The 19,694-nt window shown below is 67.1% G+C and carries 19 protein-coding genes; 7 read left to right on the top strand and 12 right to left on the bottom strand.

What is annotated here, in order from left to right:
* Window positions 1-5 precede the first annotated feature (5 nt).
* Window positions 6-548 (top strand): GNAT family N-acetyltransferase, encoded by a 543-nt coding sequence (locus BJ960_RS07500; RefSeq protein ID WP_185986830.1) that lies wholly within the window; start codon window positions 6-8, stop codon window positions 546-548.
* Window positions 549-807: 259 nt separating this feature from the next.
* Here BJ960_RS07500 and BJ960_RS07495 read toward each other — a convergent pair whose 3' ends face one another.
* The gene (locus tag BJ960_RS07495; RefSeq protein WP_307814734.1) at window positions 808-2,148 is read right to left on the bottom strand and encodes a chromate transporter; all 1,341 of its coding nucleotides are present in this window, start codon (window positions 2,146-2,148) and stop codon (window positions 808-810) included.
* Between the two features lie 271 nt (window positions 2,149-2,419).
* On the opposite strand from BJ960_RS07495, the gene BJ960_RS07485 reads away from it, so the two are divergent.
* Window positions 2,420-4,450 carry a BCCT family transporter gene (locus BJ960_RS07485; protein WP_185986829.1) on the top strand — a complete coding sequence of 677 codons (2,031 nt, stop codon included), beginning with the start codon at window positions 2,420-2,422 and terminating at the stop codon, window positions 4,448-4,450.
* An 89-nt stretch (window positions 4,451-4,539) separates the two neighbouring features.
* Here BJ960_RS07485 and BJ960_RS07480 read toward each other — a convergent pair whose 3' ends face one another.
* From BJ960_RS07480 to BJ960_RS07455, 6 genes are all read right to left on the bottom strand, one after another.
* Window positions 4,540-5,433, bottom strand: a complete 894-nt coding sequence (locus BJ960_RS07480) for a MurR/RpiR family transcriptional regulator (protein ID WP_307814735.1) — start codon at window positions 5,431-5,433, stop codon at window positions 4,540-4,542.
* Entirely contained in the window at window positions 5,420-6,226 is an 807-nt protein-coding gene (phnE, locus tag BJ960_RS07475; protein ID WP_185986828.1) for a phosphonate ABC transporter, permease protein PhnE, read from the bottom strand. Before phnE (BJ960_RS07475) ends, BJ960_RS07480 begins: the two co-directional genes overlap by 14 nt.
* Window positions 6,223-7,017, bottom strand: coding sequence for a phosphonate ABC transporter, permease protein PhnE (gene phnE / locus BJ960_RS07470; RefSeq protein WP_185986827.1), 795 nt, complete (start codon window positions 7,015-7,017; stop codon window positions 6,223-6,225). The genes phnE (BJ960_RS07475) and phnE (BJ960_RS07470) overlap by 4 nt, the downstream gene beginning before the upstream one ends.
* Complete coding sequence (phnC, locus tag BJ960_RS07465) at window positions 7,014-7,835, bottom strand: phosphonate ABC transporter ATP-binding protein (RefSeq protein WP_185988205.1); 822 nt, start codon at window positions 7,833-7,835, stop codon at window positions 7,014-7,016. The genes phnE (BJ960_RS07470) and phnC overlap by 4 nt, the downstream gene beginning before the upstream one ends.
* 35 nt (window positions 7,836-7,870) lie before the next feature.
* Entirely contained in the window at window positions 7,871-8,872 is a 1,002-nt protein-coding gene (locus BJ960_RS07460) for a phosphate/phosphite/phosphonate ABC transporter substrate-binding protein (RefSeq protein WP_185986826.1), read from the bottom strand.
* Between the two features lie 103 nt (window positions 8,873-8,975).
* Complete coding sequence (locus BJ960_RS07455) at window positions 8,976-9,620, bottom strand: HAD family hydrolase (protein ID WP_307814736.1); 645 nt, start codon at window positions 9,618-9,620, stop codon at window positions 8,976-8,978.
* Window positions 9,621-9,778: 158 nt separating this feature from the next.
* Here BJ960_RS07455 and BJ960_RS07450 point away from each other — a divergent pair, with 158 nt between their 5' ends.
* Window positions 9,779-10,390: a phosphoribosylanthranilate isomerase gene (locus BJ960_RS07450; protein WP_185986825.1), complete on the top strand. Its 612-nt coding sequence runs from the start codon at window positions 9,779-9,781 to the stop codon at window positions 10,388-10,390.
* A 24-nt stretch (window positions 10,391-10,414) separates the two neighbouring features.
* Here the strand turns inward: BJ960_RS07450 and trpD are convergent, their stop codons facing one another.
* Entirely contained in the window at window positions 10,415-11,482 is a 1,068-nt protein-coding gene (trpD, locus tag BJ960_RS07445) for an anthranilate phosphoribosyltransferase (RefSeq protein ID WP_185986824.1), read from the bottom strand.
* Between the two features lie 167 nt (window positions 11,483-11,649).
* Here trpD and ctaE point away from each other — a divergent pair, with 167 nt between their 5' ends.
* The 4 genes from ctaE to qcrB are packed head-to-tail and all read left to right on the top strand — an operon-like array spanning window position 11,650 to window position 15,832.
* Window positions 11,650-12,264: an aa3-type cytochrome oxidase subunit III gene (gene ctaE / locus BJ960_RS07440; RefSeq protein ID WP_121071906.1), complete on the top strand. Its 615-nt coding sequence runs from the start codon at window positions 11,650-11,652 to the stop codon at window positions 12,262-12,264.
* A gap of 20 nt (window positions 12,265-12,284) precedes the next feature.
* A complete protein-coding gene (gene qcrC / locus BJ960_RS07435; protein WP_121071904.1) occupies window positions 12,285-13,088 on the top strand; it encodes a cytochrome bc1 complex diheme cytochrome c subunit in 804 nt (267 codons plus the stop codon).
* 45 nt (window positions 13,089-13,133) lie between these two features.
* Complete coding sequence (gene qcrA, locus BJ960_RS07430; RefSeq protein ID WP_121071902.1) at window positions 13,134-14,222, top strand: cytochrome bc1 complex Rieske iron-sulfur subunit; 1,089 nt, start codon at window positions 13,134-13,136, stop codon at window positions 14,220-14,222.
* Entirely contained in the window at window positions 14,219-15,832 is a 1,614-nt protein-coding gene (gene qcrB, locus BJ960_RS07425) for a cytochrome bc1 complex cytochrome b subunit (protein ID WP_185986823.1), read from the top strand. The genes qcrA and qcrB overlap by 4 nt, the downstream gene beginning before the upstream one ends.
* Window positions 15,833-16,711: 879 nt before the next feature.
* Here qcrB and BJ960_RS07420 read toward each other — a convergent pair.
* The 4 genes from BJ960_RS07420 to ctaD all read right to left on the bottom strand — a co-directional run bounded on the left by BJ960_RS07420 (window position 16,712) and on the right by ctaD (window position 19,684).
* The gene (locus BJ960_RS07420) at window positions 16,712-17,065 is read right to left on the bottom strand and encodes a TetR/AcrR family transcriptional regulator (protein ID WP_202229229.1); all 354 of its coding nucleotides are present in this window, start codon (window positions 17,063-17,065) and stop codon (window positions 16,712-16,714) included.
* A 78-nt stretch (window positions 17,066-17,143) separates the two neighbouring features.
* Window positions 17,144-17,587, bottom strand: coding sequence for a GNAT family N-acetyltransferase (locus BJ960_RS07415; protein WP_121071892.1), 444 nt, complete (start codon window positions 17,585-17,587; stop codon window positions 17,144-17,146).
* A gap of 9 nt (window positions 17,588-17,596) precedes the next feature.
* The gene (ctaF, locus tag BJ960_RS07410) at window positions 17,597-18,019 is read right to left on the bottom strand and encodes an aa3-type cytochrome oxidase subunit IV (protein ID WP_185986821.1); all 423 of its coding nucleotides are present in this window, start codon (window positions 18,017-18,019) and stop codon (window positions 17,597-17,599) included.
* A gap of 18 nt (window positions 18,020-18,037) precedes the next feature.
* Entirely contained in the window at window positions 18,038-19,684 is a 1,647-nt protein-coding gene (gene ctaD, locus BJ960_RS07405) for an aa3-type cytochrome oxidase subunit I (RefSeq protein WP_119279569.1), read from the bottom strand.
* Between the last annotated feature and the right edge of the window lie 10 nt (window positions 19,685-19,694).

The raw sequence follows: 19,694 nt of genomic DNA, 5'->3' as shown, positions 1-19,694 counted from the left end.
CAGCCGTGGAACCGTTCGAACTGCAGGGGAGTGGGCTCACTCTCAATCAGCTTCGGCCCGCCGATGCGCCTGACGTCGCGCGGTACTGTGCGGACCCGATCTTTGAAGAGTTCATGGCGACCCCGTGGCCCTACACACTCGCTGACGCCGAGTCGTTCATCTCGGAGTACGCGCCGCAGGCCTGGGCGAACGGCTCGGAGTGGACGTGGGCGATCCGACGCGAAGCCGATGGCCCCGTGCTTGGGGTCATCAGCATCCGGTTGCCGAGCGGCATGCTCGGATACTGGCTCGGGGAGCCCCACCGCGGGCAGAAGATTATGTCAGCTTGCGTCGATCTCGTGACCGAGGCAGCCTTCGCCAGAACGAACGTGGAGGCGGTGCTGTGGGAGGCGCGCGTTGGCAACATCGGGTCGCGGCGGACGATTGAGCGGAGCGGCTTCACCGACACCGGCGAGGCGATCGGCACGATTCTGGGCCGCGACGGCGGGCCCGTCCTGTCGTGGACCGCCCGGCTCGACAGGCCAACCGCAGGAGCCGTCCCAGCCTAGAGAGTTCCCGTCGATGCGTCTGGGATCAGCAGAAACAATGCACACCCGGCGCCTGCGGGACATACGTTGCGCCGATGACATACGTAGCGCCGATGACATACGTAGCGCCGATCGCGCCCCTCTCGGCCACACCGCCACAGTTCGTGATAATCTATATTATGTCAGCTCGCGTAGGGAAGGGTCTCCCCAACGCCCCTGACCTCACCCGTCAAGGCAGTTGACGTGGCCCGGCCCAGGAGGCGCTCTCGTCCAGCGGGACTCACTCCCAACCGGCCACGGCGGCAACCGTACCGACCGCGGCACCCAGGAGGACGACGAGCCACGGCGGCGCCTTCACCCACAGCATCCCGAACCCGAGCGCCGCGAGCAGCGCCGCCCAGACACTCGTGAGCCCGCCCGTGGCAATTGGGTGCACGAGCGCCGCGGCGAGGATCCCCACAACCGCCACGCCCGCACCCTTGACGGCGGCGGCGAAGCTCGACCGCTGCCGCAGCGCATCCCAGAACGGCAATACCCCGACAAGCAGCAGAAACCCTGGCGCGAAGATCGCGAGCACCGCAATGATCGCGCCTGCCATTCCCCCCGGGCCGGCATCCGCGAGCGCCCCCAGGTACGCCGCGAGGCTGAACATCGGACCGGGCACCGCCTGCGCCAGGCTGTATCCGGCGAGGAACTCTCCTGGCGACAACCACCCGGATTGCACGGTGCCCGCCTCGAGCAACGGCAGCACCGCGTGGCCGCCACCAAAGACGAGCGCGCCTGCCCGTGAGAACACGTCGACCAGGGCCCCCACGCCGCTCCCCTCCGCTGCGCGGAACGCCGGCGCTGCAACGAGCACCACGAGCAGCGTCACGAGGCAGGCGACACCAGCCCCAACGGGCACGGCGCCGCGCGCGCGACCCCCGACCGGCTGCACCGCCCGCGGCGCCGGGTGCTCCGACTGCTCCGGGCGCCCCGATTGCTCCGGGCGCTCCGATTGCTCCGACTGCTCCGAGCGCGCTGCCGCGTCGGACGTGCCTGACGTGTCGGTCCCGTCGGAACCAGCCCCACCCCCAGACACGCCGCGACCGAAGCCCACCCAGCCAACGACGGCACCGAGCGCGATGAACGCCGGCTGAATCAGTGTGCCGCCCCACCCCAACGCGCTCCCCCCGAGGAGAACGATCGCCACACCGGCAGCGAGCAGCCAGGCGATCCATCCGGCGAGGAGGGCGCGTGCCATACCAACGACCGCGTGCGCGACGACCGCGACGGCGACCGCCATGAGGCCGGCCACGACGCCGTTGAGGATTGGACTTTCGAGGACCTGTGCCCCGTAAGCGAAGGCGACCATGAGCGCGGCCGAGGGCAGCGTGAACCCGACGAAGGCGGCCATCGCCCCGAGCGCGCCCGCTCGGCGCAGACCGATCGCGAAGCCGAGCTGGCTCGAGGCCGGCCCGGGCAGCGTCTGGCACAACGCAACGAGCTCTCCGAATGCCTCTGCCGAGAGCCACGCCCGCCGCTCGACGAACTCGGTGTGAAAGTAGCCGATGTGCGCAGTCGGCCCACCAAACGAGACGAGCCCAAGCCGGAGAAACGTGCTGAATACTTCTCCGGCCACGGCGATAGGCGGTCGAGGGCTTTGCCCGGTCAGCTCCACCACGCGCCACTCCCCTCGTTTGCTCCTGCACACAGTGTCGCACCGGCCCGCGAGAGCGCCCCGTTCGACGCCCCGGCGACACCGCATGTTCACCCGCACCACGCATTGCCACACAGATGTAGCCGAAGCCCCGCTGCCGATTGGCTCTACCCAGCGAGGCGCGCGAACAGTAGTTTTAGGAGAGGAACCCCTCGGCCGCTGCCCAGGCGGAGCAAAGGAGACACTCAGCGCTATGCCACACTCAGAGCTTCCAGGCTCCCGCTCGCGCAAGATCGTCGAGCCGACACCTCCTCCCCTGCCACACCCCGGCCTGCTCCCCGGTATCGGAGTCGAGCAGACCGGCCTGAGCTTCCCGACGAACAAGGTCGTGCTCGGAACGGCCTTCACCCTCACCGTCGCCGTCATCGCATGGGCGTTCGCCGCGCCCGACACGCTCGCAGACGTTGGCGCGGCATCGCTCGCGTGGGTGACCGAGCACTTCAGCTGGATGTTTGGCGCCCTCGCAATCGCCGTCGCGCTCTTCATGCTTGTCGTGGGGTACGGTCGCACCGGCGGCATCCGCCTGGGCGCGGACGACGAGCAGCCGGAGTTCTCCACCGCCTCCTGGGTGTCGATGCTCTTCGCCGCGGGCCTCGGCATTGGCCTACTGTTCTACGGGCCGCTCGAGCCGCTCACCTATTTCCTGTCGCCCGCGCCCGGCGTGACGGCGGCGCCGGGCTCCGCCGATGCCGCGCTTCCCGCGCTCGCCCAAACCGTGCTCCACTGGGGGCCGATCGCCTGGGCGTTCTACGCGCTCGTCGGCGGGGCGATCGCATACAGCGCGTATCGTCGCGGCCGGGCGCCGCTCATCTCCGCGCTGTTTGAGCCGGTGTTCCCAGGCAGCAGCCATCGCGTGCTGGGCCGCATCATCGACATCTTCGCGATCATCGTGACGCTGTTCGGCACCGCGGTCTCGCTCGGGATCGGGGCGCTGCAGATCGAGAGCGGCTTCCAGATGGTCACGGGCCTCGGCCCGATGGGCAACACGTTCCTCGTCGGAGCGATCGCGATCCTCACCTCGCTCTTCATCGCGTCCGCAGTGTCCGGCGTGAAGAAGGGCATCCGGCGGCTCTCGAACCTGAACATGATCCTCACTGGCGCCCTCGGGCTCTTCGTGCTCATCGCGGGCCCGACGATCTTCATTCTCAACTTCCTGCCCGCGTCGCTCGTCGAATTCCTTGGCCAGCTGCCGACAATGCTCTCGCGCAACCCGAACCAGGGCCCGGAGACGGCCGAGTTCCTCGCGAGCTGGACCACCTACTACTGGGCGTGGTGGGTGTCGTGGACGCCCTTTGTCGGCATGTTCATCGCGAAGATCTCGCGCGGCCGCACGCTCCGAGAGTTCGTGACGACGGTCGTGCTCGTGCCGTCGGCGATCGTCATCGCCTGGTTCGTTGTCTACGGGGGTACGGCGATCTCGATGACCCTCGGCGGCGAGGACCTGCAGACCGGTGGCTCGGGCGAGGAGGTCCTGTTCCGGGTCCTCGAGCGGCTGCCGTTCGCGATGGTCACGTCGATCATCGCGATGGTCGCCGTCGTGGTGTTCTTCGTGACGGCCGCCGACTCCGCCTCGATCGTGATGGCGTCGATGTCGCAGGGAGGGCGACCCGAGCCGTCGAAATGGGTGACGATCCTCTGGGGACTGCTCCTCAGCCTCATCGCGATCTCGCTGCTGCTGGCGGGCGGGCGCAACGCCCTCTCCGGCTTGCAATCGCTCATGGTCGTGTCGGCGTTGCCGTTCGCGTTCATCGTGATGGGGATCATGGTCGCGTGGGCGCGCGACCTTCAGACGGACCCCTACATCATTCGCCGCAAGTACGCGCGCGCCGCGATTGCGCAGGGCGTGCGCCGCGGAATCGACGAGTACGGCGACGACTTCGTGTTCGGCACGAGCGAGGTCCCCGCGGACGAGGGCGCCGGGGCGGGCTTCGACAGCAGCGACCCGGCGCTCACCGACTGGTACGTCGACGCGACGACCGGCCCGATCGAACGGGTCACCCCCGACGACGTGCAGCGCACGCTCGAGCCAGGCCGCATCCAGCCCAAGGGGCCCGAGCGGCCGGGCAACACGGCGTCGGGCGATGCCTCGCTCGTCGTCGGCGAGAAGCCCTCGGAGCCGGCTCCCCCAGCGTCGTCGGGCCGCCACGGCGCGGCCACAGGCGACGAGCATCCGCAGACCCCAGACGACGACACCGGTACTGCCGCCCCGGACGGGGATCGCTAGCGCGGCGGGCAGACCGCGGCGGGCCGAGCACGGCGGGAACCGCGCGGAGCGCACCACGCGGCGCGCCGACGCGCGTCCCCGACCGCGCCCTACTTGTCTTCGAGATGCTCCGAGATCACCTCGAGGGAGTGGGCACGCGCGCTCCGCGCCGGATCCCCCGTCGCCCGGCTGACCGCGCGCACGAGCACCTCGGCAAACAGCATGAGCGAGACGCGCGACGCGTGCTCGAGCTCGTGGCGGAACGTCACTCCGGCCGGGGCGATCACGAGGGCGAGCGACGCGAGCTCCGTGAGCGCCGAGGCGGCAAACGAGGTGATCGCGATCACGTTCGCCCCGGCCGCGGCAGCCGCCGACGCTCCAGCCAGGCTGGCATCGTTTGCCCCGGATCCCGACACGACGATACACACGTCGCCGTTCGCGAGATTGCGCGCGGCGATCTGCTGCGCGAGCGAGTCGGCGATGAACTCGGCGTGCCTGCCGTGGGAGGTGAGGCGCATTGAGAGCGCCGACGCGACGACCGACGACAGGCCGTTCGCGACGACGAGCACGCGCCCGGCCGTCGAGATCGCGGCGACGGCGGCGGTGACGCTGCGCTCGTCGAGCATGCCGGTGCTCGAGCTCAGCGCCCTGGCCGACTCGGCGACATCCGCGGCAATCTCCGCGAGCACGCCTCCGTGCGGCGTTCCCGCCCCCAGCCGACCGGCCTGAGCCCGGGCGCCGGCGAGCTCGGCGGCGAGGGCGACCCGGAGTTGCGGATACCCGCGGTACCCGAGCGACTGGCAGGCGCGCAGCACGGTCGTGCGCCCGACCCCGGCGCGCTCGGCGACCTCCTGGGCGGTCCACTCGATCGCCGCCTCGGCGTGCGCGAGCAGCAGCTCGACCACCTGGCGTTCGCTGGGGTGCAGCGCGTGGGTCATCGCGGCTGCCCGCGCCGTTGGTTGTGCGCCGGGAGCGAATCCCCCGGCCTCGTCATGCAGCGACACTGATGGTTCCTCCCTCGGTGATCCGGCGACGGATCGCGCCAGACGCGGCGTCGACGAGCGCCGTCGCGGCGACGACGACAAGCAGCAGCACTCCCACGGTCGACCATTCGCGGTATTGCGTGTACGACGTCAGCATGTCGCCGATGCCGCCGACCCCGATGAGCCCCAGCACGGCCGACGAGCGGACGTTGATCTCGAACCGGTACAGCCAGAAGGACCAGAACGCGGGAGCCGCCTGCGGCCACACGCCCCAGCGAAGCACCTCGGATGTGGCGCCGCCAGCCGCACGGGCAGCCTCAATGGGGCCTGCCGGCACCGCCTCGACGGCCTCGTACCCCCATTTGCCGAGCGTGCCGACGCCATTGACCGCGAGCGCGAGCGCGCCCGTGAACGGCGTGAGGCCCGTCACCGACAGGATAACGATCGCGATGATGATCTCGGGGACCGCGCGGATGAGCGAGAACATGCCGCGCAGGAGCCACCGGAGCCACGCCGGACCGAAGCCGCGCGCGGCCACGAGGCTCAGAGGCGTTGCGATGAGGATCGACAGCACCGTGCCAACCCAGGCCATCTCGATGCTCCGCCACGTTTGCCAGAGCGCCTCAGGCAGCTTCTCCCAGTTCGGCGAGGAGAACATCAGCCAGAGGTACCGCAGGACCTCGGCCGGCAGGTCCGCGAGTCGCTGCCAGTTCACTTCGATCGACCAGAACGCGAGGACGACCGCTGCCGTCACGCACCCCCACGCGAGCGCACGGGCCGGGCGCCGCGGCCGGCGCGGGATCGGGCCCGTCATACGAGCCTCCTGCGGATGGCCGAGCTCAGGGCGTCAAGCGCAATCACGATGATGAGGATCTCCAGGATGATGAGCGAGAGCTGGTCGTAGCGATAGAACGTGCGCACGGCGTCGATGAGGAGGCCGAGGCCGCCAGCGCCGACGAGACCGAGCACCGTCGAAGCACGCACGTTGAGCTCGAACACGTAGAGCGTCTGGTTCGCGAACGCCGGCCAGGCGTCCGGCAGCGCGAGGGTTCGATTGATCTGGGTCGGCGTCGCGCCGACCGCCCGGCCAGCCTCCAGCGGGCCGACGTCGTTGGTGTCGATCGCTTCGGACACCAGCTTCACGAGAATGCCGACGTTAAAGAGCACGAGGGCGAGGATGCCCGGGAGGGCGCCAACGCCGACCATCGCGACGAGGATCGCGGCATACAGCAGGTCGGGCACCGCGCGCACGACGTTCAGGATCGCGCGCACCGCGATGCGGGTCGGCGCGTTCGGCGCCGTGTTGCGCGCGGCAAGGAAGCTCAGCGGCAGCGAGATGCCGGCGCCCACGGCGGTCGCGATCACGGCCATCTGGAGGGTCTCGGCGAAGGGCGCGATCGTCCGCGGGAAGAAGCTCCAGTCGGGCTGGAGCAGCTTGAAGATCTTGTCCGCGCCGTTCTGCCAGTTTCGTGCGATCGCGCCGAGGTCGGCCCCGATCCCGATCCCTGGCAGGCACATCACGACGGTCGCGAGGAGGATCGCGGCGGCGATTGCCGGCCCGCGCCACGCACCGCGGGGCTTCTCTGGGAGCGCGAGTGCGGTCACTGCACGCCCCGCTCGCGGGACGCGTCCCCGCCGAGGCTGTCTGCCGCGCCGATCGCGCGACCGTAGATGCGCTCAAAGTCGCGGTCGGTCGCGGTCGCAGCCGGGCCGTCGTAGACGACCTCGCCCGCCCGCATTCCGATCATGCGCACCCCATATTCGCGGGCGAGATCGAGCAGATGCAGGTTGACGAGGACCGTGAGGTCGCGCTCCGTGTTGATGCGGCGAAGATCCCGCATCACGCCGTGCGCGGTCGGCGGGTCGAGGCTCGCGACGGGCTCGTCGGCGAGCACAATCTTGGGCTGCTGCGCGAGCGCACGCGCAATGGCGACCCGCTGCTGCTGCCCGCCCGAGAGGTCGGACGCGCGCGCATACAGCTTGTGCAGGATCCCGACGCTGTCGAGGGCTTCGTAGGCGATCTCCCGGTCAGCGGGACGGTACGCACCGAGGAGGGTCCGCCACAGCGGGGTGTGCGCGAGTCTCCCCACGAGCACGTTCTGGAGCACCGAGGCCCGTCCGGCAAGGTTGAACCCCTGGAACACCATCCCAATTTCCCCGCGCAGCGCGCGAAGCGCCCCGGGCCGCGCCGCGCTCACCGTCGCACCGCCAACGCGCAGCACGCCCGAGCTGACAGGGACCAGCCCGTTGATCGTTCGAATCAGGGTGGACTTCCCCGACCCCGACAGGCCGACGATCGCCACCATCGAGCCCGGCGGAATGTCGAGCGAGACGTTGTTCAGCCCGACGGTGCCGTTCGGATAGCGCACCGTGACACCCTCGAGCGCGATCCCCCACGGGGTGGAGGCGTCTTCCGCCCCCACCCCGGCGGCAGCTCCCGGCCGCCTCACCTGCGTGCTCACTGGAGGCCGAGCGCCTCTGCTGCGCGGGCGACGACGTCGAGGGATTCGGGGTTGGCGGGGGCGAGCTTCGTGATCGAGTAGATGCTCTCGAGAATCTGCGAGCCCTCCGGCGTGTTCGAGAAGGCCTCGAGCGCGTCCGTGATCCGCTGCTGCAGCTCGGGTGAGAGATCCTTCGACAGCGCGACCCCGTCGTTCGGGATCTCCTCGGTCATTGCGAAGACGACAACCTTCTGGCCGACGTCAGTCGTGTCCTTCGCGACGATGTCACGCGCGTCCCAGAAGCTAAAGCCCACCTCGGCATCACCGTTGTAGACCGCAAGCACGGAGGCGTCGTTCGCGGTGACAGGCACCTGCTGAATGTCGGCGTCGATGTTGAACCCTGCCTCCTGCAGGGCCAGCATCGGGTAGATGTAGCCGGCAGGCGAGCCCGGGCCGAGCACCGCGACCTTCGCCCCCTTCATCTTCTCGATCGCGTCGAGTCCCGCTGGCCCCGTCAGCGCGTCCGCGCCGTTGCAGAACAGCTTGCCGTCACGCTCGACGGGGGTGTCTGCGCAGTACTTATCGGGGGTGTTCGTCATGAACTGCGCCGGGTAGGTGATGTTCCCGTTGCGCTCCGTCTGAAGCACGACCTCGGCGCCGTACATGTCGTTCGCCTGCCAGAGCTGAAGTGACGGCAAGAACCCGATCTGCGCCTGCCCCGCACCCATGGCCTCGACGGCGGCCTGGTAGTCCTTCGAGACCACACCGGTCACCTCGATGCCGAGCTCCTCGCTGAGGAAATCGGTGAGCGGCGCGGCGGTATCGACGAGCCCGTCTTGGTCCTGGGACGGCACGAGCGCGAGCACCAGCGACGTCGGATCGGCGGCGGGTGCTGCGGCCTCGGCGGACGCGTCGGCGTCTGCCTCGCCCGCCGCGGAGCAGCCCGCGAGGCCGACGGTGAGGAGTGCGCCGATCGAGGCGGCGCGCAGCGCTGTGGTGTGGAAACGTGACCTAGACATGGAAGTCCCTTTCAATGAGTGATCTGTGGGTGACACGGAGGATGGGCGATGGTGAGACACGGAGTGGGCGCGGAGCGAGCGCGGCGCGGTTTGGCCGGCGCGGCTAGCGCCCGTCAAGCCAGGCGCGGAGGGCGGGCAGCAGCTCGGTCACGGTGGGTCCCGCGTAGTCGGGGCGCGCATCGGGCTGCGCGTGGCTTCCGACAAGCGCCGTCGCATGCCCACGGGCATGCACCGGGGCGAGGTCGTTCTGCCAGACGTCCCCGACGCTGAGCACGCGGCGCTCGGGCCCGAGCCTGTCGAGCAGGTCGGAGATCCCTGCAGGCTTTCCCGCGCTCGTGATGACGGCGTCGAACGCGCCGCGGAGGCCGAGCGCGTCGAGCGCCGCCTCGATCCGGATCTCCGGCGCGTTCGTGAGCAGGATCCGCTCGGCAGGCGCGCGCTCCAGAAACTCGGCGAGCCCCGCGGGCGCCGCGACCGGCGCCGCCGGCGTCGCAAGCAGCTCCCGGCTAGCGAGATACGCCTGAGCGAGCGCTGACGCGGCGATGCCCCATTCGAGGGCGACCCCGCGAACGAGGTCGTAGCCGTCAATGTAGGCGCCGTCCGCCAGCGCCATGTGCTCGCGCACCGCGGGCAGGAACTCATCGCTGCCGCTGCCGTCGGCGACGGCCTGGGCGTACGCGAGCACGGGTCCGTCTCCAAGGGACACGGTGCCGTCGAAGTCAAAAATCATCGCGGGTGGTGCGCTCACTGGTGCCTTTCGGGGGTTCGCGGCCCACACTCCGTGGGCGCAGTGTCCATGGTTCTGCACCCACATGGACGGAATGACCCTGGCCCATGAACGGGCCATGAACGGTTCCTTGCGACTCCCCCGCACCTCACCGGCGGGTGCCAGCTACAATTGCCGGAATGTACGTGAAGATCTGCGGCCTGCGCATTCCCGAGCACGCGACTCTCGCCGCCGAGCGCGGCGCGGACGCCGTGGGCGTCGTCATGAGCGAGCCCAGCCCCCGCCACGCGACCCCCGAGCAGGCGACCGCGGTCATCGCAGCGGCACGCGCCGCGAACCCGGCGATCGACACCGTGCTCGTGGTCAGGGAGATGCCAGCGGTCGAGGCGGCCACAACGGCGCGCCGCCTCGGCTTCGACGTGCTGCAACTCCACGGGGGCTATTCGGCGGCCGAGTTCGCGGACGCTGCGGCGATCCACCCCCGCGTGTGGCGCGCGGCGAGCCTGGCGACGACCCCCGCGCTCCGCTTCGGCGACTACGGCGAGGAGCGGTTGCTCGTGGACAGCGCCGTCGCGGGTTCCGGCGAGCCCTGGGACCTTCGCCTCATCGCCGGCGCCGAGCTCGGCTCAGCGTGGCTGCTCGCCGGCGGCCTGGACCCCGACAACGTGGCCGACGCCATCCGGGCCGCGCTGCCTGGAGGGGTCGACGTGTCGAGCGGAATTGAAAGCGCTCCGGGCGTGAAAAGCCCGGAGCGCATTGAGCGGTTTATCGCCGCCGCACGAGCCGCGTAGCTCGACGGCGGTCGAGCCGGCTGGTTATGCCGTCGCTGCCGCGTTCTGCGTCGCGGTGACCCACGCCTGCAGCTTCGCCTCTGCCGCGCCGGAATCGATGACTGACTCTGCGAGGTCGAGCTTGTCGCGGAGGCGCTTGAGTAGCGGCACCTCCACAGATTCGGGCTGGGACGCAATATCGAACGCGACGAGCCCCGCCGCCGCGTTGAGCAGCACGATGTCGCGCACCGGGCCCCTCTCGCCACCCAGGACACGCCGAACAACATCCGCATTTTCTTCGGGAGTCCCGCCGATCAGCGAAGAAATGTCAGCTCGTGGAATGCCGAGGTCGCGCGGCTCGAGGTCATGCTCGGTCAGACCACCGCGGCTGACCTCCCAGATGCGGGAGTGGCCGGTCGTGGTCAGTTCATCAAGGCCATCGTCGCCGCGGAAGACGAGCGCCGAGGCCCCGCGCAGCCGGAACACACCAACAAACGTGGGCACGCGGTCGAGATCAGCGACGCCAAGCGCCGAGGCTTCGGGCCGCACCGGGTTACAGAGGGGACCGAGGAAGTTGAACACCGTCGGGATGCCGAGTTCGGCGCGCGGTGCGGCAACGTGCTTGAACCCCTGCAGGAACTGGGCGGCGTGGACGAACGCGATGCCTGAGTCGTCGAAGGCGCGGGTGAGCTGATCCGGCGTGAGCTGGAGATTCACGCCGAGGGACGTGAAGACGTCGGACGAGCCCGACAGGCTACTCGCGGCCTTGTTGCCGTGCTTCACCACGGGAGTGCCCGCTGCGGCCGCGACGATCGAGGCCATCGACGAAATATTGACGGTTCCGAAGCGATCTCCCCCGGTTCCCACAATGTCAAGGGACATAATGGGCAACTTTATGGGCAAAGCTTCCTCAAGAATGGCGTCGCGGAAGCCGATCACTTCCTCGACCGTGGCGCCCTTGGACTGCAGCGCGACGAGAAAACCGCCAACCTGGGCATCGGTCGCCTCTCCCCGCATAAACCGGGCCATCGCCCACTCTGCTTGGGAGACACTGAGGTCCTCTCCCGCAAGAAGCGTCGACAGGATTGCAGGCCAGGTCCGATCATCAGTCATGAGACAATCCTAGTGACGACACGCCGCGCCCCGGGCGAAGTGGTCCATCAACGTGAGCAAGCGGGGTAGGCTGTAACGGTATTTGCCACAGATTATTCGGCGCGCCGAGGATCAGTGAAAATCCACACCAAACTTTCAGCCATAATGGAAGGGTGACAACGACCACTATGAATACCAAGTCAGCCGTGCCCGCGGTGAAGCGACCGAACGGCGTCGCCGTAGGCACGATCGTGTGGCTCGGCAGCGAGGTCATGTTCTTCGCTGGCCTGTTCGCGATTTACTTCACACTCCGGGCAATGAATCCCGAGTTGTGGGCCGAACAGACCTCGAAGCACAACTTCACCTTTGCGCTTATCAACACGTCCATCCTGGTGCTTTCGTCCTTCACCGCTCAGGCAGGCGTGTTCGCCGCCGAGCGGATGCAGCCGCGACGCACCGGCTGGAGCCCGGCGAAGTGGGGAACCGTCGAATGGTTCTACCTCACGTTCTTCATGGGCGCCACCTTCGTTGCTGGCCAGTCCTACGAGTACGCGGTCTTCGTGTCCGAGGGAGTGACGCTCTCGAGCGATCCCTACGGCTCCGCGTTCTACCTCGCCACCGGCTTCCACGGCATTCACGTCGCCCTGGGTCTCTTTGCCTTCCTCCTCGTGATCGGCCGCATCTACGCGGTCAAGAACTTCACGCACAAGGAGGAGACGACCGCCGTCGTCGTGTCCTACTACTGGCACTTCGTCGACATCGTCTGGATCATCCTCTTCTACATCATCTACGTCATTAAGTAGAGTCAGGAGCAATTGACATCATGGCTCGCGCCAAGAAGAACCCAGCAAAGTCGGGTCGTCGTCACCCACTCGCGACCGCCGCACTGCTCGCAGTCGGCCTGGTTGTCACCGGTGCCGCATACGCAGGTATCAGCACCACGTCTGCGACCGCTGAGGTAGATCTCTCCTCCCCCGCCGTCATTAAGGAAGGCGAAAAGCTCTTCGCCGCAAACTGCGCGACCTGCCACGGCATGGGCGCTCAGGGCTCCGGCGAAGACGGCCCCTCGCTGATCGGCGTGGGCGCGGCTTCCGTGCACTTCCAGGTTGGCACCGGCCGCATGCCCCTCGCGTTCCAGGGCCCGCAGGGCATGGTCAAGCCGAAGCAGTTCACCGAGGAGCAGACGCTCCAGATGGCTGCGTATGTGGCTTCGCTCGCCCCGGGACCCGAGCTTCCCGACCCGAAGCTGCTCGCGGCTGACGGCGATGCGGCCCGCGGTGGCGAACTGTTCCGCATCAACTGCGCGATGTGCCACAACGTCGCCGGCGCAGGTGGCGCGCTGACCCAGGGCAAGTGGGCTCCCCCGCTGACCGGTGTCGAGCCGACGCACATCTACAACGCTATGGTGACCGGCCCGCAGAACATGCCCGTCTTCAGCGACGCGAACATCACGCCTGAGCAGAAGGCCGACATCATCACCTACCTCAAGTACATTGAGGACAAGCCTTCGATCGGCGGTTTCTCGCTCGGCTCGATCGGCCCGGTTGCTGAGGGTCTGTTCATCTGGATCATCGGGCTCGGCTCGATCGTCGCACTCACCGTTTGGGTCACCGCGAAGTCGAACTAGTCGACATCGCACAGCATCTCAATTTTTCAGGAATCAAGGAGCAAAATGGCAGAGGAAGCGAAGAGCAGCGGCGGCGATAGCGCCGTTGTTGCCGCCCAGAGCCACGGCGCGGAGGTGTCTTCGGCTGGTGCCGCGGTCATTTCGAGTGACGCCGTGCAGAACCCGGGCCTTCCCCCGCACCGCAAGCGTGTGACGGAGCTGGATCCTAAGAAGGAGAAGAGCGCAGAGCGCGCTGTTTACTCCCTCTTCTACCTCTCAATCGTTGGCAGCCTCGGTTCGGTGCTTGCCTACATGTTCTTCCCGATCGAGACCGGTGACCCGGCGGCTATCCGCCTGCACACCATCTTCGTCGGCTCGGGCATGGCACTCGCACTGCTTGCGCTCGGCATCGGCGCTGTCCACTGGGGCAAGTCGCTCATGTCGGACGTCGAGGCGATCGATCTGCGTCACCCGACGCCGAGCGACGAGGAGACCCGCGAGACCGCTGCAGAGGTATTCGCCGTCGCTGACGAGGAATCGGGCTTCTCGCGCCGTACCCTCGTGCGCAACAGCCTCCTCGGCGCGCTGATCGCGTTCCCGCTTCCCGGCATCACGCTGCTGCGCAGCCTCGCCCCGCAGGACATCGACCCCGTTGAGGTGCTTCGCCACACCATGTGGGACAAGGGCATCCGCCTGGCACGCGACAACGGCGGCCACAAGGTCGGCGAGGCTATCCGCGCCGCTGACGTCACCGTCGGCTCCGTGTTCCACGTCGTGCCCGAGAACCTCGGCACTGCGAAGGACGTCCTCAACGAGAAGGCGAAGGCCATCGTTCTCCTTATCCGTCTCGACGAGAAGGATCTCAAGGAGCGCCCCGAGCGCAAGGACTGGTCGTACAACGGCATCGTCGCGTACTCGAAGGTCTGCACGCACGTCGGTTGCCCCGTTGCCCTGAACGAGCAGCACACCCACCACCTGCTGTGCCCCTGCCACCAGTCGCAGTTCGACGTCGCGGACGAGGCGAAGGTCATCTTCGGCCCGGCGAAGCGCCCGCTGCCCCAGCTGCCGATCACGGTCGACGCTGATGGCTACCTCATCGCGCGCAGCGACTTCACTGAACCTGTTGGTCCGAGCTACTGGGAGCGCCTCAAGTGAGCACCGTAACTGAAAAGCCGACTCAGCAGAGCGGTTCAAGCACCTTCACCGCCAAGGCGGCGAACTACATCGACGAGCGCACGAAGGTTGGCGTTGCAGTCAAGGAGTTCGGTCGTAAGGTCTTCCCCGATCACTGGTCGTTCCTCCTCGGCGAGGTCGCCCTGTACAGCTTCGTCGTGATCCTGCTTTCGGGCACGTTCCTCACGCTGTTCTTCCAGGCGACGATGGCTGAGGTCGTCTACGACGGCCCGTTCGTCCCGATGAAGGGTCTCGAGATGTCGGCCGCGATGGCGTCGACTGTCGACCTGTCGTTCTCGGTTCGCGGCGGCCTCCTGATGCGTCAGGTCCACCACTGGGCGGCCCTGCTGTTCGTGGCATCGATCGGCCTGCACATGCTCCGCATCTTCTTCACCGGCGCATTCCGCAAGCCGCGCGAGCTCAACTGGGTCATCGGCTTCGTCCTCTTCATCCTGGCGATGGGCGAGGGCTTCACCGGCTACTCGCTCCCCGACGACGTTCTCTCGGGTAACGGCCTCCGCATCATCGACGGCCTCCTGAAGTCGTTCCCTGTTGTGGGTACCTGGCTCTCCTTCCTCTTCTTCGGTGGCGAGTTCCCCGGCGTCGACATTGTCGGCCGCCTGTACATGCTCCACATCATGGTGCTTCCGGCACTGGTGATCCTCTTCGTCGCACTGCACCTCATGTTCGTGGTCATCCACAAGCACACGCAGTACCCCGGCCCGGGCAAGACCCAGGGCAACGTTGTTGGCTACCCCGTGCTCCCCGCATACGCGGCGAAGGCCGGCGGCTTCTTCTTCATCGTGTTCGGTGTGATCGTGCTGATCGCGACGTTCTTCGGAATTAACGCGGTGTGGATGTACGGACCGTACGATCCCTCCCCCGTCTCCGCGGGTACCCAGCCTGACTGGTACATCGGCTTCGCCGACGGCATGCTGCGTCTGATCCCGCCGGGGCTCGAGACCGAGTGGTTCGGCTACACCTGGTCGTGGAACATGCTGATCCCCGTGATCATCATGGGCGGCTTCATCGTGCTCGTCGCGATCTACCCCTTCATTGAGGCGTGGGTCACCGGCGACAAGCGCGAGCACCACATCCTCGACCGCCCGCGCAACGCGCCGACCCGTACCGCTATCGGTGCAGCTGGCGTCACGTTCTACGCGGTCATGTGGGCAGCTGCGAGCTCCGACCTGATGGCGACGCACTTCCAGCTCTCCATTGAGGGCGTTATCCACGCGCTGCAGGCGCTGCTCATCGTCGGACCGATCGTTGCGTACATCGTCACGAAGCGCATCTGCCTCGCGCTCCAGAAGAAGGATCGCTCGATCGCGCTTCACGGCTACGAGTCGGGTCGCATCGTCCGCCTCCCCGGCGGCGAGTTCGTCGAGGTCCACAAGCCCGTCAGCGACTACGAGCGCTGGGAGCTTGTGAGCTACCACGACTACGCACCCGTCATGCTCCGTCCGAACGACGACGGCCGCATCCCCTTCGGGAAGCGTCTGCGTGCAGGCTTCACGCGCTGGTTCTTCGAGGACCGCATCGTGCCGCCGACGCAGGGCGAGATCGAGTCGAGCAAGGACCACGGCCACTAGGTCGAGTTCTCCTCGCTGAGAGAGACCCCCACCGAGCTTATGCTCGGTGGGGGTCTTCTCGTTTGCCGGGCTCATGCTGCGCCGGCCTTCAGGCGTTCCTGCATCGAGCGTGGTCCACACTCAACACCGGGGCGGGCCATGTGCGCGACGCCGCGCCGCTCTCTCTCACCTATTCCGCCTGCGCATCTCGCTCCCCTACCGGAAGGGTGCCTTGTAGCCCAGCGCCCCTCAGGCGCAATCTGTCGGGTGGTGCAGGGCTACGCCACTACCAGTGAGGCGTAGACGCTGCCTGTCGTCAGTGCGGCCAGATGAATGGGCCCAGCACCGTAGCCGGGCCCAGAAGGCGCACCCCGGTGTTCGAGTACACCCATATTGGATCCGAGGCTGGGCTGACGTCCCCAAGGTCCTTACGCGGCCATTCGTGCCCTCTCAGGTACCTGGAGCCCGTAGCGTGTTGCCGTGTCTCTCTGAGGGTGGGTCCCCGGGGCGGATCGCATCCTCTCGAGGCCTCGCCAACGCCCCACAGCTCACGCTCGGACGCGCAGAGGGGCCGCGGTCGCCGTTGTCAGCGTAACTCTGACCTCGGAGCCGCACACGGCCCAACGCGCATCATTCATCACTCGAGCGCCGCCGGCGGTGTAGTCGTCTGCGCCTCAAGCGCGTCCAAACCCCCTCAAATTTTCGCTTCATCCCCAAATAGCCGCGCCGTTTCAAGTGGAATGGAAAATTTGGACGTGAGAGGATCAGGTGAGGGCAGCGCGCCGCGTCACGGCAGAGCGCTGCCGAGCGCCTCGCTGCGCCGCGTCGTTGCAGAACGCGGCCAGAGCGCGGGGCGGGGCGCAGTGGGGCGCCCCACGCCAGTGGGGCCCGGCACTGCCGTCAGCGGAGCAGGATCGCGGCCGCCCCTGAGAGCGCATCAGAGAAGCGGGCGGCGCCAAGGCTGGAGCGAAGTTCGCGCAGGAGCTCGCCAAGCTCGGGCGACAGCGCAGGTTCGCGCACCGCGGCGACCGCCTGAAACAAGAGCAGCGCGTGCTGCTCCTCCAGCTGCCCGCCCGGGGCTAGTTCCTCGACCACCAGTGGGAGCTCGCCGATACAGGCAAGGAACAGCTCGCGCTTTGACGCGAAGTTTGCGTAGACGTTGGGTTGAGAAACGCCGGCGCGCACCGCGATTGCGGAAGTCTGCGCGCCGGCGTACCCGTGCAGCCCGAACTCAATGGTTCCGGCGATAATCAAGCCCGCTCGGTTCTCCCCCGGGCGTCGACGGGGTCGACGTGCACCGGTGGCAGCGCGAAGCGAGGCGCCACTCAAGGCCTATTCCAGCTCGAGAATCTTGCGGTAGTGCTCACCGACAGCCTCGAAGCCGCGGTGGTTGTAGAACGAGCCGATACGCGCCGTCGAAGCCGACAGCTGACGCACGCCTCGTCCCATGCAGTAGTGCTCGTTCGCGGACATCAGGCGATCGCCGATGCCGAGGCCTCGAGAGGCTTCGTCGACGACGATCTCCTGGAGGTGAGCGGTGAGTCCCGGAGCGTGGAGCAGCCGGGAGACGGTCATGAGGGAGTAGCCGGCGATGACGCCATCGGACTCGGCTACGAAGAGCACATTGGTCTCTTGGTCACGGCGGCGGAGCACGTTGTCGTAGGCGACCTGGAAGTCGTCACGGCCAATGGGCTCGCGGCCAGTGGTGAACTGACGGGCCAGGCCGAGGAGCGCTTCCGCGTCCTCGGCCTGGCCCCGGCGAATGGTGATTGCCACGATGTCTAGTTACCTCGCGAAGTGTCCGCGGTAGTACTCGTAGACCCAGCCCACGATGCTGACGATCACGAGCGGCAGCGACAGGAATGAGATCCAGAAGTTGAACCCGAGGCACATGCCGAGCACGACCAGCGAAATCGCGAGTGCCAGCACGAGCGGCCACCAGCTCCAGGGGCTGAACTCGCCGAGCTCAGGATCCCCATCGTCGATGTCCGAATCGTCGCGGTCCTCGATCAGCACGCCGCCCTGCTTGCGCTGGGTCAGCATGAGGTAGACGGCGATGAATCCGCCAAGGAACGCGGCGCCAATGATTGTCGCGCTCCCCGACCACTCAACGTAGCCGTGCTCGATCAGGTTCCAGATCGTGTAGACCGCACCGAGTACTGCGAAGTACGCGGTGAGCACCCAGAGGATGACGATGTTCGATTTCATAGCGAATAGCTCCTCTGGTTACTTCGTCGGCTCGACGAACTCGGGAACCGAGGCGGGCTTGGGCTGCTCGATGCCACTCACCTCGGGGTGATTGAGATCGAACGCCGGCGACTCGGTGCGAATACGCGGAATCGAGGTGAAGTTGTGGCGCGGCGGCGGGCAAGAGGTTGCCCACTCGAGCGAGCGGCCGTAGCCCCACGGGTCGTTGACGGTCACCTTCGGTGCGCGACGCGACGTGATGTACACGTTGAGCAGGAAGGGGATCATCGAGGCGCCAAGGATAACCGCGCCGATCGTCGACAGCTGGTTGCCCCAGGTGATGCCGTCCTCAGGCAGGTAGGTGTAGTAGCGGCGGGGCATTGCCATGACGCCGAGCCAGTGCTGCACGAGGAACGTCGTGTGGAAGCCGATGAACAGGACCCAGAAGTGAATCTTGCCGAGGCGCTCGTTGAGCATCTTGCCGGTCCACTTGGGCCACCAGAAGTAGAAGCCGGCGAACATCGCGAAGACGACCGTGCCGAACACGACGTAGTGGAAGTGTGCCACGACGAAGTAGGTGTCCGAGAGGTGGAAGTCGAGCGCGGGCGAGGCGAGGATGACGCCGGTGAGGCCGCCGAACACGAAGGTCACGAGGAAGCCGAGCGACCAGAGCATCGGGGTCTCGAACGTGATCGAGCCACGCCACATCGTACCCAGCCAGTTGAAGATCTTGACGCCGGTCGGGACCGCGATGAGCATCGTCATCAGGGCGAAGAACGGCAGCAGGACGGAACCGGTGACGTACATGTGGTGCGCCCACACGGTCATCGACAGCGCGGCGATCGCGATCGTCGCGTAGATCAGCGTCTTGTATCCGAAGATCGGCTTGCGGCTGAACACCGGGAAGATCTCGGAGACGATGCCGAAGAACGGCAGCGCGATGATGTACACCTCGGGGTGGCCGAAGAACCAGAAGAGGTGCTGCCAGAGGATTGCTCCGCCTTCGCCGCTGTAGATCTGAGCGCCGAAGATACGGTCGGCAGCGAGTCCGAAGAACGCGGCCGCGAGCACGGGGAAGACCAGGATCACGAGGAGCGAGGTGACGAGCGTGTTCCAGGTGAACACGGACATGCGCCACATGGTCATGCCAGGCGCACGCATCGTGATGATGGTGGTGATGAAGTTCACGCCACCCATGATGGTGCCGAAGCCGGCAATACCGAGGCCGAGCACCCAGAGGTTTCCACCGACGCCAGGCGAGTAGGTCACGTCAGACAGCGGCGCGTACGCGAACCAGCCGAACGATGCCGCGCCCTGCGGGGTGAGGAAGCCACCGACCGCGATGAGCGAGCCGAAGGTGTAGAGCCAGAACGCGAAGGCGTTGAGTCGCGGGAACGCGACGTCCGGGGCACCGATCTGCAGCGGCATCATGACGTTCGCGAAGCCGGCAAAGAGCGGCGTTGCAAACATGAGCAGCATGATGGTGCCGTGCATGGTGAACAGCTGGTTGTACTGTTCCTTGGTGGCGATGACCTCGAGGCCCGGTGCGAACAGCTGCGCGCGGATCAGCAGGGCCATGAGGCCGCCGACAAGGAACCACACGAAGGAGCTAATCAGGTACATGTACCCGATCACCTTGTGATCCGTGGATGTCATCCACGAAACGATGATGTTACCCTTCTTCATCTCTCTATCC

It is taken from the genome of Leucobacter aridicollis (genome assembly GCF_013409595.1).
In the GTDB taxonomy this organism is placed as follows: domain Bacteria; phylum Actinomycetota; class Actinomycetes; order Actinomycetales; family Microbacteriaceae; genus Leucobacter; species Leucobacter aridicollis.
The sequence above is the reverse complement of the archived record's forward strand: the minus strand, read 5'-3'. Positions and strand labels throughout refer to the sequence as shown.

What these genes read in the sequence shown, in the direction of transcription:
- qcrA (WP_121071902.1), top strand. Translation starts at nt 13,134, where the DNA reads ATGGCAGAGGAAGCGAAGAGCAGCGGCGGCGATAGCGCCGTTGTTGCC.
- qcrC (WP_121071904.1), top strand. Translation starts at nt 12,285, where the DNA reads ATGGCTCGCGCCAAGAAGAACCCAGCAAAGTCGGGTCGTCGTCACCCA.
- BJ960_RS07460 (WP_185986826.1), bottom strand. Translation starts at nt 8,872, where the DNA reads ATGTCTAGGTCACGTTTCCACACCACAGCGCTGCGCGCCGCCTCGATC.
- ctaE (WP_121071906.1), top strand. Translation starts at nt 11,650, where the DNA reads ATGAATACCAAGTCAGCCGTGCCCGCGGTGAAGCGACCGAACGGCGTC.
- phnE (WP_185986828.1), bottom strand. Translation starts at nt 6,226, where the DNA reads ATGACGGGCCCGATCCCGCGCCGGCCGCGGCGCCCGGCCCGTGCGCTC.
- BJ960_RS07485 (WP_185986829.1), top strand. Translation starts at nt 2,420, where the DNA reads ATGCCACACTCAGAGCTTCCAGGCTCCCGCTCGCGCAAGATCGTCGAG.
- BJ960_RS07450 (WP_185986825.1), top strand. Translation starts at nt 9,779, where the DNA reads ATGTACGTGAAGATCTGCGGCCTGCGCATTCCCGAGCACGCGACTCTC.
- trpD (WP_185986824.1), bottom strand. Translation starts at nt 11,482, where the DNA reads ATGACTGATGATCGGACCTGGCCTGCAATCCTGTCGACGCTTCTTGCG.
- ctaD (WP_119279569.1), bottom strand. Translation starts at nt 19,684, where the DNA reads ATGAAGAAGGGTAACATCATCGTTTCGTGGATGACATCCACGGATCAC.
- ctaF (WP_185986821.1), bottom strand. Translation starts at nt 18,019, where the DNA reads ATGAAATCGAACATCGTCATCCTCTGGGTGCTCACCGCGTACTTCGCA.